General features: G+C 68.9%; 15 protein-coding genes. 6 read left to right on the forward strand and 9 right to left on the reverse strand.

Annotated elements, in window-relative coordinates; all coding sequences use genetic code 11:
* Positions 1–202 precede the first annotated feature (202 nt).
* The 4 genes from HYZ11_02905 to HYZ11_02920 all read left to right on the forward strand — a co-directional run bounded on the left by HYZ11_02905 (position 203) and on the right by HYZ11_02920 (position 3,156).
* On the forward strand, positions 203–748 hold the full coding sequence (locus HYZ11_02905) for a MarR family transcriptional regulator (protein MBI3126534.1): 546 nt from the start codon (positions 203–205) through the stop codon (positions 746–748).
* 111 nt (positions 749–859) lie between these two features.
* A complete protein-coding gene (locus HYZ11_02910) occupies positions 860–1,972 on the forward strand; it encodes a permease (protein MBI3126535.1) in 1,113 nt (370 codons plus the stop codon).
* 216 nt (positions 1,973–2,188) lie between these two features.
* Entirely contained in the window at positions 2,189–2,743 is a 555-nt protein-coding gene (locus tag HYZ11_02915; GenBank protein MBI3126536.1) for a hypothetical protein, read from the forward strand.
* The gene (locus HYZ11_02920) at positions 2,740–3,156 is read left to right on the forward strand and encodes a PIN domain-containing protein (protein ID MBI3126537.1); all 417 of its coding nucleotides are present in this window, start codon (positions 2,740–2,742) and stop codon (positions 3,154–3,156) included. Before HYZ11_02915 ends, HYZ11_02920 begins: the two co-directional genes overlap by 4 nt.
* Positions 3,157–3,689: 533 nt before the next feature.
* Here HYZ11_02920 and HYZ11_02925 read toward each other — a convergent pair.
* Complete coding sequence (locus HYZ11_02925; protein ID MBI3126538.1) at positions 3,690–4,151, reverse strand: OsmC family protein; 462 nt, start codon at positions 4,149–4,151, stop codon at positions 3,690–3,692.
* A 262-nt stretch (positions 4,152–4,413) separates the two neighbouring features.
* On the opposite strand from HYZ11_02925, the gene HYZ11_02930 reads away from it, so the two are divergent.
* Together HYZ11_02930 and HYZ11_02935 are read left to right on the forward strand one after the other, a co-directional pair.
* A complete protein-coding gene (locus tag HYZ11_02930; GenBank protein MBI3126539.1) occupies positions 4,414–4,692 on the forward strand; it encodes a hypothetical protein in 279 nt (92 codons plus the stop codon).
* A 15-nt stretch (positions 4,693–4,707) separates the two neighbouring features.
* Complete coding sequence (locus tag HYZ11_02935) at positions 4,708–4,983, forward strand: hypothetical protein (GenBank protein MBI3126540.1); 276 nt, start codon at positions 4,708–4,710, stop codon at positions 4,981–4,983.
* 1 nt (position 4,984) lies between these two features.
* Here HYZ11_02935 and HYZ11_02940 read toward each other — a convergent pair whose 3' ends face one another.
* From HYZ11_02940 to HYZ11_02975, 8 genes are all read right to left on the reverse strand, one after another.
* Positions 4,985–5,320 (reverse strand): carboxymuconolactone decarboxylase family protein, encoded by a 336-nt coding sequence (locus HYZ11_02940; protein MBI3126541.1) that lies wholly within the window; start codon positions 5,318–5,320, stop codon positions 4,985–4,987.
* Positions 5,321–5,398: 78 nt separating this feature from the next.
* The gene (locus tag HYZ11_02945) at positions 5,399–5,653 is read right to left on the reverse strand and encodes a hypothetical protein (GenBank protein MBI3126542.1); all 255 of its coding nucleotides are present in this window, start codon (positions 5,651–5,653) and stop codon (positions 5,399–5,401) included.
* Positions 5,650–6,285 (reverse strand): RdgB/HAM1 family non-canonical purine NTP pyrophosphatase, encoded by a 636-nt coding sequence (gene rdgB / locus HYZ11_02950; GenBank protein ID MBI3126543.1) that lies wholly within the window; start codon positions 6,283–6,285, stop codon positions 5,650–5,652. Before rdgB ends, HYZ11_02945 begins: the two co-directional genes overlap by 4 nt.
* Positions 6,282–7,028, reverse strand: coding sequence for a ribonuclease PH (gene rph / locus HYZ11_02955; GenBank protein ID MBI3126544.1), 747 nt, complete (start codon positions 7,026–7,028; stop codon positions 6,282–6,284). Before rph ends, rdgB begins: the two co-directional genes overlap by 4 nt.
* An 81-nt stretch (positions 7,029–7,109) precedes the next feature.
* Complete coding sequence (locus HYZ11_02960; protein MBI3126545.1) at positions 7,110–10,280, reverse strand: efflux RND transporter permease subunit; 3,171 nt, start codon at positions 10,278–10,280, stop codon at positions 7,110–7,112.
* 13 nt (positions 10,281–10,293) lie between these two features.
* Entirely contained in the window at positions 10,294–11,511 is a 1,218-nt protein-coding gene (locus tag HYZ11_02965) for an efflux RND transporter periplasmic adaptor subunit (protein ID MBI3126546.1), read from the reverse strand.
* Positions 11,512–11,659: 148 nt separating this feature from the next.
* Entirely contained in the window at positions 11,660–12,709 is a 1,050-nt protein-coding gene (moaA, locus tag HYZ11_02970) for a GTP 3',8-cyclase MoaA (GenBank protein MBI3126547.1), read from the reverse strand.
* Positions 12,651–14,600, reverse strand: coding sequence for a molybdopterin biosynthesis protein (locus HYZ11_02975; protein ID MBI3126548.1), 1,950 nt, complete (start codon positions 14,598–14,600; stop codon positions 12,651–12,653). The genes moaA and HYZ11_02975 overlap by 59 nt, the downstream gene beginning before the upstream one ends.
* Positions 14,601–14,604 lie beyond the last annotated feature (4 nt).

Genomic DNA, 14,604 nt, shown 5'->3' on the forward strand with positions numbered 1-14,604 from the left:
GCCTGGGGACCCGAAGAGAGGGCGACCGAGGAATCTGCTTTTTCTTTGAAAGTAAAAGCAGATTCCTCGCTGCGCTCGGAATGACATCAGAACCGTCAAACTACCGCCCGCAGCCGCCCCGCGGGGGTTGACGGGAGGGGTGGGCCCCCTTATACTTGAACTGGTCAAATATTTCCGGCCCGAAATATTCGGAGGTTCAAGCATGGCGGGGAGCAAAGGCAACGGGAAAGGAAAGGCCGCCCTGGCGGAGCGGGACGCCCTGGGCATGCGCCTGAAGAGCGCCCTGGATCTCCTCGCCGACCGGCGCCGGCCCGCCGACCGCGACGCCATCTGCTGCCGCGAGCTGACCTACAACCAGTGGGCGCTCCTGCGCCTCATCTGCGAGGAGGGCGGGGGCGGGGGGCTCCCCATGGGGATCATCGCCCAGCGCCTGGGGGTCACCCCCGGCGGGGCCACCCGCTGCGCCGAGCCCCTCGTCGAGCGCGGCCTCCTCGAGCGCCGGATGCGCCCCGGCGACCGGCGGGTGTGCTGCCTCATGCCCACCCCCCGGGGCATCGCCCTCCGCCACGAGATCACGGCCGAGTGCGCCGAGCGGGAGCGCGCCCTGCTCTCGCGCCTCCCGGCGGAGGACCGGGAGCCCATCGTCTGGGCGATCGAGCGGCTGGCCCAGGAGGCGGACACCCTCTTCGCCCCCGCCGGCCCCTGCTGCCTGCCCGAATCCCCCGCCCCCGTGGAAGAAGCGGAGTAAGGAGCGCCCATGCCCGCCCGCGAGTCCCTGCCCCTGCTTCGCGCCGAAACCACAGAGGCACGCAAGGCTCCCCGGGAGGATGCTTGTGGCACGCCTGCGGGCAGGGGCGTATTGCAATACGCCCCTGCGGCCAGCCGCTGGACACGCATCGGGGCCGCCCCCGGCCGCCCGCGCGCCTGGCTGGCGCTCGCCCTCCTCGCGGGCGCCGGGCTCTTCGGCCTGGGGCTCGGGATGGGGCTGACGCCCGGAAGGATGGCGGGCGAGGCCCTGCGCAACCTCCTCTTCGCCGCCGACGCTTTTTGGAAAATCCTCCCCTACTTCGCCGCGAGCGTGCTCATCTCCGCCTGGGCGACGACCTCCGGTCTGGCGGAGCGCGTCCAGATCCTCTTCCGGCGCGGGGAGGTCCCCGCCATCCTGGGGGCGGCCGCCGTGGGCGCCGTGGTGCCCCTCTGCTCGTGCGGGGTCATCCCGGCCATCGCGGCCCTGCTCGCGGGGGGCGTCCCCCTGGGGCCCGTCATGGCCTTCTGGATCAGCGCCCCCGTCATGAGCCCCGAGAAGTTCACCCTGATGGCCGGGGTGCTCGGCCTCCCCTACGCCCTGATGAACCTGGCCTCGGCCGTGGCCATCGGCGCGGGGGCGGGCCTCGCGGCCCGGTTCGCCGTCCGCCGGGGCCTCCTCGCCGGCCAGATCAAGCCCCTGGGCGGCGCGGGCGCCTGCTGCGGCGCCGCCTCCCCTTCTCCCCCTGATCAAGGTGCGGCCAGCGCAGGGGCGTATCGCAATACGCCCCTACAAGGCGGGCCGGGCGGCATGGCCCCCGCCCTCTCCCCCTTCGTCCGCCAAGCCGCCGCGTCCGCCCTCTTCCTCGGGAAGTGGCTGGCCCTGGCCTTCCTCCTCGAGGCCCTGACCACCCACTACGTGGACCCGGCCTGGATCCAGGCCCTCCTGGGCGGGTCGAGCCCCTGGAGCATCCCCCTGGCCACCGCCGTGGGCATCCCCCTCTACGTCTCGGGCGTGGCCGCCATCCCCATCGTGGGCGGCCTCCTCGAGGGGGGCATGAGCCCGGGCGCCGCCATGGCCTTCCTCGTCGCCGGGCCCGTCACCACCGTCTGCGCCGTGGGCGCCGTCCTGGCCCTGGTGCGCGGGCGCGCCTTCGCCCTCTACCTGGGCTCGGGCATCCTGGGCTCCCTCGCGGCGGGGTACGCCTTCCAGTGGATGATGGGGTAGGGATTGTCCTTAGCTGAATGATATGATAGAGGCGAGATTTTATAGAGACATGCGCGGGGAAGAAATCCGAAAATCGTCGCAATGCGGTGAGATGCATTCCCTTTCCGACAGAGTGGAAGGACAATGAAAACTTCTCAGTGTACCTATTACATGGTCCGTCCCATGGATCAAAGCCCGACTGTGCTAGAACTATTCTTTTCAAAGAGCGTAGTTGCCGTGGGCTGGAGCCGCGTGAATTTCAGTCAATATGACGATCTTGAAAAGTTGATAGGTAAAGTTCAGGGCGAATATCGCCATGATGCGAGTTATGACCCTAGAGTTGTGGGAAGAAAAAAGGAAGAGGTGAAAAGATTCAAAAGCATCAAGAAGGGCGACAAAATTGTTGTTCCATGCCCTGAATACATTGCAATTGCCACCGCAGGCTCTGCCGAAATCTATGACGATAAAGCGGGTGAACAATTCGACCTGGCGAACCAACGGCTTGTTAAGTACGTGCGACGAAAGAATGGCCAGATTAAAGAATATCCCCGTTCAGGATTAACCGAGAATTTTCTGAAGCGGTTGAATGTGCGCGGTTCCACATGCCGGGACCTCAACGATTTCCGAGATGAAATTCTTGGGTTGCTGAGTGGGAAGGATGCGCCGCCACCTTCGATTGAGGAAGAATTGGACGCTTTGGCTAGAGAAATTCCCCAGGAAGAATGGGATAAGCTTCCGAGGGACTTGAGCACCAATCTGGATCATTATCTGTATGGCACTGCCAAGAAATGAAGATGGTTTTTGCGGACTCCTTCTACTGGATTGCCCGCGTCCACCCGAGGGATCAAGGGCATGAAGCTGCGAAAAAGGCGAGGGAGGATTTGGGCGAAGTTCAAATTGTGACGACGGACGAAGTGCTTGTCGAATTTCTAAATGCCCTTTCTTCCAAAGGAGAATATCTTCGAAGGCAGGCGGTGAAAATGGTTCAAACTATTCTGAAAGACCCTGATGTAGTGGTCGTTCCCCAGTCGAGGGATTCATTCATGAACGGACTGGAGCTTTTCAAGAATCGGCCGGACAAGGAATATAGCCTGACCGACTGCATTTCGATGAGTGTCATGTGGAAAGAAGGGCTGCTGGAAATCCTTACGGGCGACCATCACTTTGAGCAGGAAGGTTTTACGGTACTGATAAGAAAAGTCTGAAACTTGGCTCTTCTCTGTCCCCTTTTCCCCTCACTCCCTCTGGAGAGGGGGAATTTGGTGCCCCCCAAGAAATTCCCCCCAGCCATGAACGTGCGCGAAAATGGACGAAATTGCGGTAGCGGCCCTCACCGCCCCGGGGCGTACATTGGCCCGGACGGAGCCGCGCCCCCGCCGGGCGCGCCCGGCGCGCGCCCCGGCTGCCCGGCTGGAGGGAGGCGCCCGGGGAGGAGGATAGGGGGGAGTAACGCTTAGTAACGCGAAGCAACGGGAAAAGAGGGTCAAAAGAGGGGGGGGGAGGATGGCCGGCCGCCGGAGCGGCCGTCGCGGATATTGAGGGAAATTGAGGGAAAAAAGCCGTCTAAAGAGGGGTCCGGCGGCCGGGGGCTTTGGGTCAGCCCTCCCGCTTCTCCCGAAGCTTGCTGGGGAGCTTCCCGGGCTTGAGGGGACCCCAGACGCGGCTGAAGTAGGTGTCGGCCAGCTGGAGGGCGCCGGGGCAGTAGGCGCAGCCGGGGTCCTCGCAGGCCACGGGAGGCTCAGGCGGCGGGGGCGGAGGCGCCCGGGGTGAGGAGGAGGATCATGGCCTCGACCCGCACGCGGGAGACGATGGAGTGGGTGACGAGGCAGTCCTTCTCGGCGAAGGAGAGGATCTCCTGGGCGAGGGCGCGGTCGCCGTCCGGGGGCAGGGCGACGCGGGCCTTGATGAGGATCTCGGTGAAGAGGAACTCACCCTCGGGGCGGGCGAGGGTGCCCTCGGCCTCGGCCTCGAAGGCCTGGAACTTGAGGCCCCGGTGGTAGGCGGTGCCGAGGAAGGTCATCATGAAGCAGCTGGCCTGGGCGGCGACGAAGAGGTCCTCGGGGCTCCAGACGCCCTCGTGGCCCTTGAACTCGGGCGGGGTGGCGACCCGGATGGCGGGCTTGCCCCCGGCGCTGAGAAAGCCCTGGCGCTCGGACTCCCAGATGACCCCCACCTTGTAGCGGTATTCCTTCGGACGCATTTGCACCTTCCCACCTCCCCGTCGCGGCAGGGCCCGCACCCGGCGCCGGGCCCTTCCAGACCATATCTTCCAAAATCCGTGCCCTTGGATAAGATGATTGTTTTTAAATGACTTATGAATTCAGCGCCCCTTCGCGGCGGGCATTTGGGCCACGGGAGGGGCATTCCGCCCCACCGGGGGGTGCCCGGGAGGCCGGAAAGGGTGTATATTGGATTCGGATTTTTAAATCCGGTTTATGGCGCGCGCCGCGGGAGGAATCCCTATGGAATGGCTGGTGATGGGCCTCATTCTTTTCTTGGTGGCGTTCTCGATCTACTACCCGCAGCTTCCCTACGCGGCCTCGGTGTACGGCCGCTTCCGCCGCCCCCGCCGGCTCGTCTGCCCCGCGACGGGAGAGCGCGTCCCGGTGCAGATCGACGCGGCGCGCGCGGCGCGCAAGGTGATCTTCTCGGGCGCGCCCGAGCTCCGGGTGAAGGACTGCGCCCGGTGGTGGAACGGGGAGAAGGACTGCAGGCGGGAGTGCATCGGCCGCCTGCTCTGACGAGGGAGGCCCGTCATGTTCGCGAATCCGCTGTGGCTCGTCTTCTCCATCGTTGCGCTGGGCGGAATCTACGTCCTCGCCCCCGCCGCCGCGCACGTCTACGGCCGCTTCCGGTCCAGGCGCCAAGTGATCTGCCCGGAGACGGGGGAGAAGGCCTCCATCCAGCTCGACGCCGGGCGCGCGGCCCGCACCGCGCTGTTCGGGGAGCCCGAGATCCGGCTCCTGGACTGCCGCCGCTGGCCCGAGCGCCGCGGCTGCGGCCGGGAGTGCCTCAAGGAGGCGGCGGCCTAGCTCAGGGCGCCAAGGCGTCGGGCCGCGGGAACTCCTGCGGCCAGGCGGCGACGGCATCCTCCAGGTAGCGCTTGACGGTGCCCGGGTCGAGCCGGACGGAGCGCTTGATCTTGTTCACCTCGCCCTCGCTCTCGAGGGGGATCCGCAGCGAGTCCATGAAGCGGTTGAACATGTTGAAGAAGCCCGCCATGAGGGTGAGCTCGACGAGCTCGGCCTCGGAGAAATGCTCCCGCGCCGCCTCGTAGACGTCGTCCCGCTCCCGCGCCGTGTTCCGGGTGACGTGCTCGGCCCAGAGCACGGCCGCCTTCTCGCGGGGGGTGAGCAGGGGCGAATCCATGTAGCCGTCCGAGCCGATGGCCTGGACCTGATCCTCGGTGATGCCCGCCGCTTGACCAAGGGCGGTGTTGTGGGCCAGTCAGTAGGCGCAGCCGTTCACCTTGCTGGTCTTGATGACGGCCATCTCCTTGATGCGCGACGAGAGCAGGCTGCCCGCCCCCTCCCGCTGGAGCACCGCGTTGAACGGGAGCATCACCCGCGCCACGTGCGGCGTCCGGGCCAGCGCCCGGTAGGAGTGCGGCACCCGCCCGAGCATCTTCGTCACGGCCTCGTAGAGGCGGGCCACCTCGGGGCCGGCCGCCTCAGGCTGAACCAGGTTCACCCGTTCCTTCATCCCGTCCTCCTCCGGCCGCGCATGGGCCTATATGGGTTTTCCGCCAGCTCCCGGGCCAGCCACCCGCGGAAGGCCGCGAGGGCCCTCCCCCGGTGGCTGATCCGGTTCTTGGTTTCGAGATCGAGCTCCGCCACCGTGCGCCCCAGGGAGGGCAGGTAGAGCAGCGGGTCGTAGCCGAACCCGCCCTCCCCCCTCGGCTCCGCGAGCACCCTGCCCGAGAGTTCGCCCTCGAAGAAGCCGAACCGCCCGCCCGGCCGGACGAAGGCCAGCACGCACACGAAGCGCGCCCCGCGCCGCGCCTCCTCGACGCCCGCGAGGCGCTCAAGCAAGAGGCGGTTGCGCCCGGCGTCGTCCAGGCCCTCGCCGCCGAAGCGGGCCGAGCGCACGCCCAGCTCGCCCGGCAGGGCGTCCACCTCGATGCCCGAGTCGTCCGCCAGGGCGGGAAGGCCGCCCGCGCGGCACGCCGCCTCCGCCTTGAGCAGGGCGTTCTCGGCGTAGGTGGAGCCGGTTTCCTCCACCTCGAGGGAGATGCCCGCCTCCTTCGGCGTGACCACACGCACCGGGAGGCCGGCCAGGGCGGCGCCCACCTCCCGGGCCTTCCCGGGGTTTCCGCTCGCGAGCAGGAGGATCACGCGGAGGGGAGATGCTTCGCCTGAAGCTCGAGGAGCCGGGAGGCGCCCTCCCCGGCGAGCCGCAGGAGCCGGTTGAGGTCGGGCCGGCCGAAGGGCGTCCGCTCGGCCGTGCCCTGGAGCTCCACGAAGCGGCCCCTGTCGGTCATCACCACGTTCATGTCCACGTCGGCGAGGGAGTCCTCGCCGTAGTCCAGGTCGAGGAAGGCCGCGCCCCCGATCACCCCCACGCTCACGGCCGCGACCGCCCCGGTGAGAGGACTCTTCGCCATCTCTCCCCCGCGGGCCAGCGCGGCCAGCGCGTGGGCGAGGGCGACGTAGCCGCCGGTGACGGCGGCGCAGCGCGTGCCGCCGTCCGCCTGGAGGACGTCGCAGTCGATGTAGATCGTCCGGGGGCCGAGCCGGGAGAGGTCCACCACCGCGCGCATGGAGCGCCCGATGAGCCGCTGGATCTCCATGGAGCGCCCGCTCCGCGCGCGCTCGCGCGGCACGCGCACGTTGCCGCTCCCGGGGAGCATGGCGTACTCGGCCGTCACCCAGCCCTCCCCGCTCTCCTTCTTGTGGGGGGGCACCTTCTCCTCCACCGTGGCGGTGCAGAGGACCCGGGTGTGGCCCATCTCGATGAGGCAGCTCCCGGGGGCGGTCCGGATGCAGCCGGGCTCGAAGCGGACGGGGCGCAGCGCGCCGGGGGCGCGCCGGCCGGCGCGCGGCGGAGCGGCGGACTTGGGATGGGCCGGGCGCGGCATCGGATCTCCCGTCCCGCCGGGCGGACCGGCGGCCGGGACGCATCTTACCGGGGGAGGCGGAAACGCACCACCGGGAACGCGCTATCCCCTGCGGGGCTCGGAGGGGGCGTCCGTCGTGGAGGGGGAGGCGGAGACCGGGGCCCCGCCGAGCCCCACCCAGTGCCGCAGGACGTCCACCCCGCCGTGCGCCGTGGTGTACAGGCAGGGCGTGAGGAACAGGGTGACGAAGGTGGAGACCGAGAGGCCGAACAGCATGACCACGCCCAGGGGCTTGAGCATCTCGGAGCCCTGGTCCCAGCCCAGGGCGAGCGGGATGAGACCGACGATGGTGGTGACGGAGGTCATCAGGATGGGCCGCAGGCGGATGGAGGCGCCCGAGACGATGGCGTCCCAGCGGCGCACGCCCTCCGACTCGATCTGCTCGATGTACTCGACCATGAGGATGGCGTTGTTCACCACGATGCCCACCAGCATGATGACCCCGATGAGCGCGGTCGCGCCGAAGGAAGTGCCGGTGAGGTAGAGGCCGAGGACGGCCCCCGAGAGCGCCGGCGGGACGGCGAACATGATGACGAAGGGGTTGACGAGCGAATCGTACTGTACGGCCATCACGACGTAGACGAGGAAGACCGCCAGGACGGCCAGGACCATGAGCTCCCGGTTCGACCGCTCGAGCGCCTGCTCGTCCTCGCCCGGCAGCACGAAATAGCCCTGCGGGAGCTTGAGGCCGGCGAGGCGGGCCCGCACGTCCCGGCTCACGTCGCCGAGCGAGCGGCCGGCCAGGTCGGCGGTGATCTCGACCATGCGGCTCTGGTCGATGCGGGTGATCTCGGAGCTCCCCTGCCCAATCCGCACCTGGGCGATGTGCCCGAGGTGGATGGGCTCGCGTCCGGACGGGAAGAGCGGCAGGCGCTCAAGGTCCTGGGCGGTGCGGACCAGGGTCTCCTGGAACTTGACCCGGACGGGCACGCGGCGATCCTGCCGGTTGATGTAAGTGACGACCGTCCCGTCCACCGCCGTGTTCACGGTGTCGCCCACCTGCTGGACCGAAAGGCCGAAGGCCGAGGCCCGCTCGCGGTCCAGGCGCACCAGGAACTCCGGCCGCCGCTGCTCCTGGTCGAGTTCCAGGTTCACCAGGCCGGGGATGCCCTGAAGGCGATCCAGCACCTCGCGCGAGGCGCGCTGGAGGGCGTCCAGGTCCTCCCCCCGCACGGCGAGGGAGAAGGGCTTGTTGTGGGTCGAGTTCGAGGTGCGCAGGCCCCGCACCCTCGTCTTATAAGCGGTGATGCGGGCGTCGGCGATGTCGAGCCGCGCGAGCTGGGGGCGGAGCCTTCCCAGGTACTCGAACGAGTTCTGTCCCTTCTTGAGGATGAACTCCACCTCTCCCCGCGTGGAGTTCCGCGCCATGCCCCGGCCGAAGAGCCGCCCGCCCGAGGTGGCGAAGACGTGGGCGACCCGATCGTCCCGCTGGAGCATGTCATGAATACGGTGGATCGCCGCGTTCGTGGTCTCGAGCTTCGTCCCCGGGCTGAAGCGGACGGAGACGCTGAGACGACCGTCGTCGGTCTCGGGAAGAAGCTCGTTCCCCAGCCTGCCGAAGATGGTGAAGCTCAGCCCGAAGAGGACGAACAGGGCCGCCATGACGCCCCACCGCCAGCGGAGGACCAGCGGGAGGGAGAGCCGGTAGAGGGCGTTCATCCGCTCGATGAAGCGGGCGAAGGCGCGGAAGATCAGCCAGCGGTCGATCCCGCTCCGCTGGGGGAGCTGGAGGAGCCGGCCCGAGAGCATGGCCACCAGCGTGAGCGCCACGAACAGGCTGCAGATGAAGGAGACGGTGATGGTGAGGATCAGCTCCCGGAACAGGAGCGAGACGTAGCCGGAGATGAGCAGGAAGGGGACGACGGAGGCGACGTTGGTCAGGGTGGAGGCGAGCATGGCGCTCTCCACCTCGCGCCCCGCGCGCTCCGCCGCCTCGATGGGGTCCCCTCCCTGGGCCTGGTGGCGCGAAACGTTCTCCAGCATGACGATGGCGTTGTCCACCAGCATGCCCACGCCCAGGGCCAGCCCGCCCAGGCTGAAGATGTTGAAGGTGAGGCCCAGGGCCCACATGACGAAGAAGGTGGCCACGGAGGCGATGGGCACGGACAGGGCGATGATGAAGGTCCGCCTGATGCTCGACAGGAACACCAGCACCACCAGGATGGCGAGGATGCCGCCGACCACCGCGGACGAGAGCACGTTCTGGATGGCGGTGCGGATGAAGAAGCTCTGGTCCCCCACCGGGGTGAGGGACGTGCCCTCGGGGACGATCTTGTAGCGCGCGAGGAAATCGATGCGGTCCTTGATCCCGTCCACCACGGCCACGGTGTTGGCGTCGGGCTGCTTGAGGACGATGACCTTCACGCTCTCCTGCCCGTTGAACCAGACGAAGAGGCGCTTCTCCTCCGCCCCGTCCGACACCTTGGCGAAGTCCCGCAGGTACACGCGGCCGCCGTCGGGCGTCGGGAAGATGAGGCGGGAGAGGTCCCCTGCGTTTCGCAGCTTGCCGGCCGTGCGGCTCGAGTACTCGCGGTCGGTCGTGTCCACCCGGCCGGAGGCCACGTCCACGTTCTCGTCGCGCATCCGCTGGAGGACGGAGCTCAGGCTGAGCCCCATCCCCTGGAGGCGCGGGAAATCCACCAGCACCTGCACCTCCTCGTCCAGCCCGCCGAAGGCCTCCACCGAGGCCACCCCCGGCACCACCAGGAGCTGGGGGACGAGCACCTGCTTCGCCCAGGTCTGGAGGGCCGGCCCCTTGAGCCTAGAGGAGGCCAGCGCGTATTCCACGATGGGGATCTGCGCCGGGTCGCTCTTGAAGATGCGGGCATTCTGCATCTGGGCTTGAAGCTCGTCCGGCAGGTTGCGGCGGGCGACGTTGAATTTCGTGATGGCGTCCTGCAGGGCCAGGTTGATGTCCCGGTTGAAGTCGAAGAACAGGAAAATCCGCATCGTCCCCTCCTGGCTGGTGGAGTAGATGCGGACGAGGCCCTCCGTCGTCGCCATCTCGCGCTCGATGATCTTGGTGAGCTGCTCCTCGACGACCTCGGCGTCGGCGCCGGGCCAGTCGGCGCCCACGAATATCCGGGGGTAGATGATGCGGGGCAGGAGGTCCACCGGCAGACGGTAGAGCGAGAAGAAACCCACCACGACCGCGCAGACCATCAGCATGATGGTCCCCACCGGCCGGCGGATGGAAAGCTGGCTCAGCGACACGGGGGGACTCCGGTCATTCGGTCACTACCCGCACCGGCGCGCCCTCCTTGAGCTGGCCGATGCCGCTCACAATGACCTTCTCGCCCGGCTTGAGCCCCTCGATGATCTCGACCCGCCCCTCGACGCTCTCCCCGAGCTTCACCTTCCGCTTCTGGGCCACGTGGCGCGGCCCCTGGGGCCGCTGGCCCTGGGCCGGGCGCTGGCCCTGCGCCTGCGCCTCGCCGGGGCCTCCGCGCGGGGGCCGGGGGGATTCGGCGCGCCGCTGGCCCGGGCCCGCGCCCCGGTCCGGCGGGGCCGGCGCCAGGAGGAACACGTGCCCCTCGCTCGGGCTGTTGTCGCTCCACTCGACCGCGTGGGTGGGGATGACGACGGTTTCGCGGCCGAGCTGGGGCTCGAAGGAAACCCGCGCGTGGAGGCCCGGGCGAAGCGTGCCGTCCGGATTGGGCAGCTCGACTTCGGTCAGGGCCTGCCGGGTGCGGGGATCGACCTGGGGGAAGATGACGGTGAGCTGGCCCTGGAAGCGCCGGCCCGGGTAGGCATCCAGCTCGACGACCGCGGGCTGATTCGGGCGCAGGCGGGGCAGCTCCAGCTCGCTCACCGGGGCGCGCATCCGGAGCGTGCTCACGTGCGCCAGGGTGAACATGTGGAATCGGGGCATGGCGAGATCGCCCGGCTCCATCTTCCGCTCCGTGATTACCCCGTTGATGGGGGAGCGGATCTCGAAGTACTCGAGCTGCGCCCGGAGGAGGTTCACCTTCTGGCGCATCTTCTCCACCTCGGCCCGCGCGCGGTTCAGCTCCGCCGAAACCTTGATCCACTCGTTCTGGCTCACGACGCCCGAGCGGTAGAGGGGCTCGCGCGACTTGGCGTTGGCCTCGGCCTCGCCGAGCTTCGCCCGCTCGGCGTCCATCTCGGCCCGTGCGAGGGCCAGCTCGATCCGGCGGGTGGTGTCGTCGAGATGCGCGAGGAGCTGCCCCTGCTTCACCTGCATCCCTTCCCGGACCAGGACCTCCTTCACCTGGCCCTCGGCCTGGGACATGAGCTTCACTTCGCTGAGGGGATAGAGCGTGCCGGTGGCGGTCACCTTGCGGCCGAGACGGCCCGAAACCGCCTCGACCACCAGGACGGGCAGGGGGCGGTCGCCCTGCTGAGGCCGGCCCGCCTGGGCGCCGGAGGCATGAAAAAGGGCCAGCGCGGAGACGAAAGCAAGGCAAACCGCGAGGCTTTTCACGGAAAGATGGTCTCCAAGGCCGACCCGCCGGGCCACCCGCCTTTCCCGGCGGCGTCTTTACCAACTAACGTATGAACTCCACAAATATATCACAGCGGGTGAAAAAAAGGCCTGGGCGCGGGACTGGCGGCCGGCTGGGGAGGCCCGTTCATCCTCCGATGGCGCTCATGGTGCGGGCGGGCTGGACGAATTCCTTCTGGCCGATCAAGTGGCCGGGCGTCTTGGTCCGCACCACCCCGGCGAGCCAGACCTTGATCTCCTCGTCGGAAGCCCCGCCGCGGAGGAGGGTCTTCAGGTTGTGCTCCACGGTGGAGAACAGGCAGGTCCGGACCATCCCCTCCGCTGTCAGGCGGAGGCGGTTGCAGGCTTGGCAGAAGGGCCGGGTGACCGAGGCGATGACCCCCACCTCCCCCTTCCCGTCCTTGTAGCGGTAGCGGGTGGCCGGGTCGGAGGGGTGGCCGCCCGTGAGCTCGAGCTCCCCCTCGGCCGAGAGCCCCTCCAGGATCTCCTCGGCCGTGAGCACCCTGCCCCTCTCCCAGGAGCGGTCCGCGTCGAGGGGCATGTACTCGATGAAGCGCACGATGTAGCCCGTCTCCCGCGCCCAGCGGGCGAAGCGGGGGAGCTCGGCCTCGGTCAGGCCCTTCACCGCCACGGCGTTGATCTTGATCGGGCTGAAGCCCGCCCGGGCGGCCGCCTCGATGCCCTCCATCACCTGCCTGAAGACGTTGCGGCGGGTGATGAGGAAGAACTTTTGCTCATCCAGGGTGTCCAGGCTGATGTTGATCCGCCTGAGCCCCGCCTCATAGAGCCTCCCGGCCACCTGGGGCAGCGAGACGCCGTTCGTGGTGAGGGCCAGGTCCATGTCCGGCTGGATCTCGAGCATCATGCGGATGAGCCGGTCGATGTCCTTGCGCAGAAGGGGCTCCCCGCCGGTCAGGTGGTAGCTCGCGAAGCCCAGCTCCGTGGTGATGCGCACCACCCGGGCGATCTCCTCGTAGGTGAGGACCTCCTCGTGCGGGAGCCATTCCATGCCCTCTTCCGGCATGCAGTAGAAGCACCGGAAGTTGCACCGGTCGGTCACCGAGATGCGCAGGTCGTCGTGGCCCCGGCCGTAGTTGTCGAACAGTTGGGGGGGCACTTCAGCCCTCCTGTGGCTGGGCGGGAGGGTCGAGGACCCTCCCGGTGAGTTCCGTGTCATAGCCGCCCAGCGCCCGTACGGCGCGGGCGAAATCCTCGTCCCGCAGGATGTCCACCAGCCTGCGGATGGGCTCCGTCTCCCAATGCTCGGCCGGGACGACGAAGTCGAACCGCTCCCCGCCCAGGGGGACGAAGTCCAGGCCCAGCATCCGGGCCGCGGCCAGGATGCCCAGGCCCGCGTCGGCACGGCCCGCCGAAACCGCCATCGCGACCGCGACGTGGGTGGTTTCCACCCGGTCGTAGCCGCGCACCCGGGCGGGCTCGATGCCCGCCTTCGCCAGCAGGTGGTCGAGCAGCACCCGAGTGCCCGCGCCGAGCTGGCGGTTGGCGAGGGTGACGCCCGGCCGGGTGAGGTCGGCCACCGAGGCGATCCGCTTCGGGTTCCCCGGCGGGACCATGATGCCCTGCTCGCGCTGGACGAAGTTCACCACCACCACCTCGCGGCCTTTGAGGTAGCGGCGGATATAGCTCCAATTGTACTCCCCCGTCTTGGGGTCCAGAAGGTGGCTCCCCGCCAGGTGGGCCTCCCCGTTCCTCACGGCGATGAGCCCCGCCATCGAGCCCACCGCCGAGGCCGAGAGGCTCACCCCCCGGAAGCGCCGGCGCAGCTCCCCCGCCAGGAGGTCCAGGGCGTTGTCGTGGCTCCCCGCCATGAGGATGTTGCCCCGCACCTCGGCCCGGGGCCTAAGCAGCTCGACCCGCACCCGCTCGCCCGACTCCACTCCCTCGGCGTTCGGGGGGATCCGGACCACGCCGTCCGACTCGATGAGGCTGCTGATGACGCTCGCTCCCCGCTTCGCCGGGAGGGCCATCAGCCGCCCCCCCACTTCCCCGAGCTTGACCCGCAGGAACTCCTCCATCCCCAGGTGGGAGGCGCTCTTCCGGCTCAGCACGGCTTCCGCCGCCTCCTCTTCGACGGGAACGGTTCCCTCCAGGTGGGCCATGAGGGGCCGGACGAACTCCTGGGCCGCGATGGCGGCCGAAACCGGATAGCCCGGGACGCCGATGACGGGCTTCGCCGCGCCCGAGGCCGTCCGGCAGACGCCCATCACGGTGGGCTTGCCGGGGAAGATGGCCACCCCGTGCACGAAGAGCTCCCCGAGCCGCTGGACGATGGCGGAGGTGTAGTCCTCCCGCCCGGCCGAGGAGCCCGCGTTGACGAGCACGATGTCGGCCCGCTCCAGCGCCTCCCTCACGGCGGCCTCGATGGCCTCGAGGCGGTCCGCCACGATGGGCCAGGCCAGGGGTTCGCCCCCCCACTGCTCGATGCAGCCCGAGAGCACCACCGAGTTGAACTCGATGAGCTGGCCCGGCTGGGGCGTCCTTCCGGCGGGCACCAGCTCGTCCCCGGTGGGAATGACGGCCACGTGCGGCTTCCTCCGGACGCTCACCCGGGCCACCCCGGCCGCGAGGAGCCCGCCCAGGTCGAAGGGCCGGAGGCGGTGTCCGGGCGGCAGGAGGAGCTGGCCCTCGACCATGTCCTCCCCCGCCACCCGCACGTGGGACCAGGGTGCCACGGCGGCCTCGATCTGGATCAGGCCGGGCTCGGGCTCGTGGACGTGCTCGGCCATCACCACGGCGTCGGTGCCCGGCGGGAGCGGATCCCCCGTGTCCACCGGGTAGGCGTCAGCGTTCAACCTCAGGTTGAGGGGCCGCACCGGCGAGGCGCCCGAGGTGGCCTCGGAGCGCAGCGCGTAGCCGTCCATCGCGGCCGCGTGGAAGTGCGGGCTCGAGAGCGCCGCATGGACCACCTCCGCCGTCACCCGCCCGAGCGCGCGCGCGACCTCCACCTCCTCGGCCGGGAGGGAGGCCGCGGGCCCCGCCTTCTCCAGCAGGCGCGCGAGGGCCTCCTCCCGGGGGATGTTCTCCAGGTAGAGCTTCCGCCCCGCCATGGGG

The organism is Candidatus Tectomicrobia bacterium, from assembly GCA_016192135.1.
Taxonomy (GTDB): Bacteria; UBA8248; UBA8248; order UBA8248; family UBA8248; genus 2-12-FULL-69-37.

Coding starts and splice junctions, on each gene's coding strand:
- HYZ11_02905 (MBI3126534.1), top strand. CDS start 203: ATGGCGGGGAGCAAAGGCAACGGGAAAGGAAAGGCCGCCCTGGCGGAG.
- HYZ11_02920 (MBI3126537.1), top strand. CDS start 2,740: ATGAAGATGGTTTTTGCGGACTCCTTCTACTGGATTGCCCGCGTCCAC.
- HYZ11_02925 (MBI3126538.1), bottom strand. CDS start 4,151: ATGCGTCCGAAGGAATACCGCTACAAGGTGGGGGTCATCTGGGAGTCC.
- HYZ11_02930 (MBI3126539.1), top strand. CDS start 4,414: ATGGAATGGCTGGTGATGGGCCTCATTCTTTTCTTGGTGGCGTTCTCG.
- HYZ11_02935 (MBI3126540.1), top strand. CDS start 4,708: ATGTTCGCGAATCCGCTGTGGCTCGTCTTCTCCATCGTTGCGCTGGGC.
- HYZ11_02940 (MBI3126541.1), bottom strand. CDS start 5,320: ATGGATTCGCCCCTGCTCACCCCCCGCGAGAAGGCGGCCGTGCTCTGG.
- HYZ11_02945 (MBI3126542.1), bottom strand. CDS start 5,653: ATGAAGGAACGGGTGAACCTGGTTCAGCCTGAGGCGGCCGGCCCCGAG.
- rph (MBI3126544.1), bottom strand. CDS start 7,028: ATGCCGCGCCCGGCCCATCCCAAGTCCGCCGCTCCGCCGCGCGCCGGC.
- moaA (MBI3126547.1), bottom strand. CDS start 12,709: ATGACACGGAACTCACCGGGAGGGTCCTCGACCCTCCCGCCCAGCCAC.
- HYZ11_02975 (MBI3126548.1), bottom strand. CDS start 14,600: ATGGCGGGGCGGAAGCTCTACCTGGAGAACATCCCCCGGGAGGAGGCC.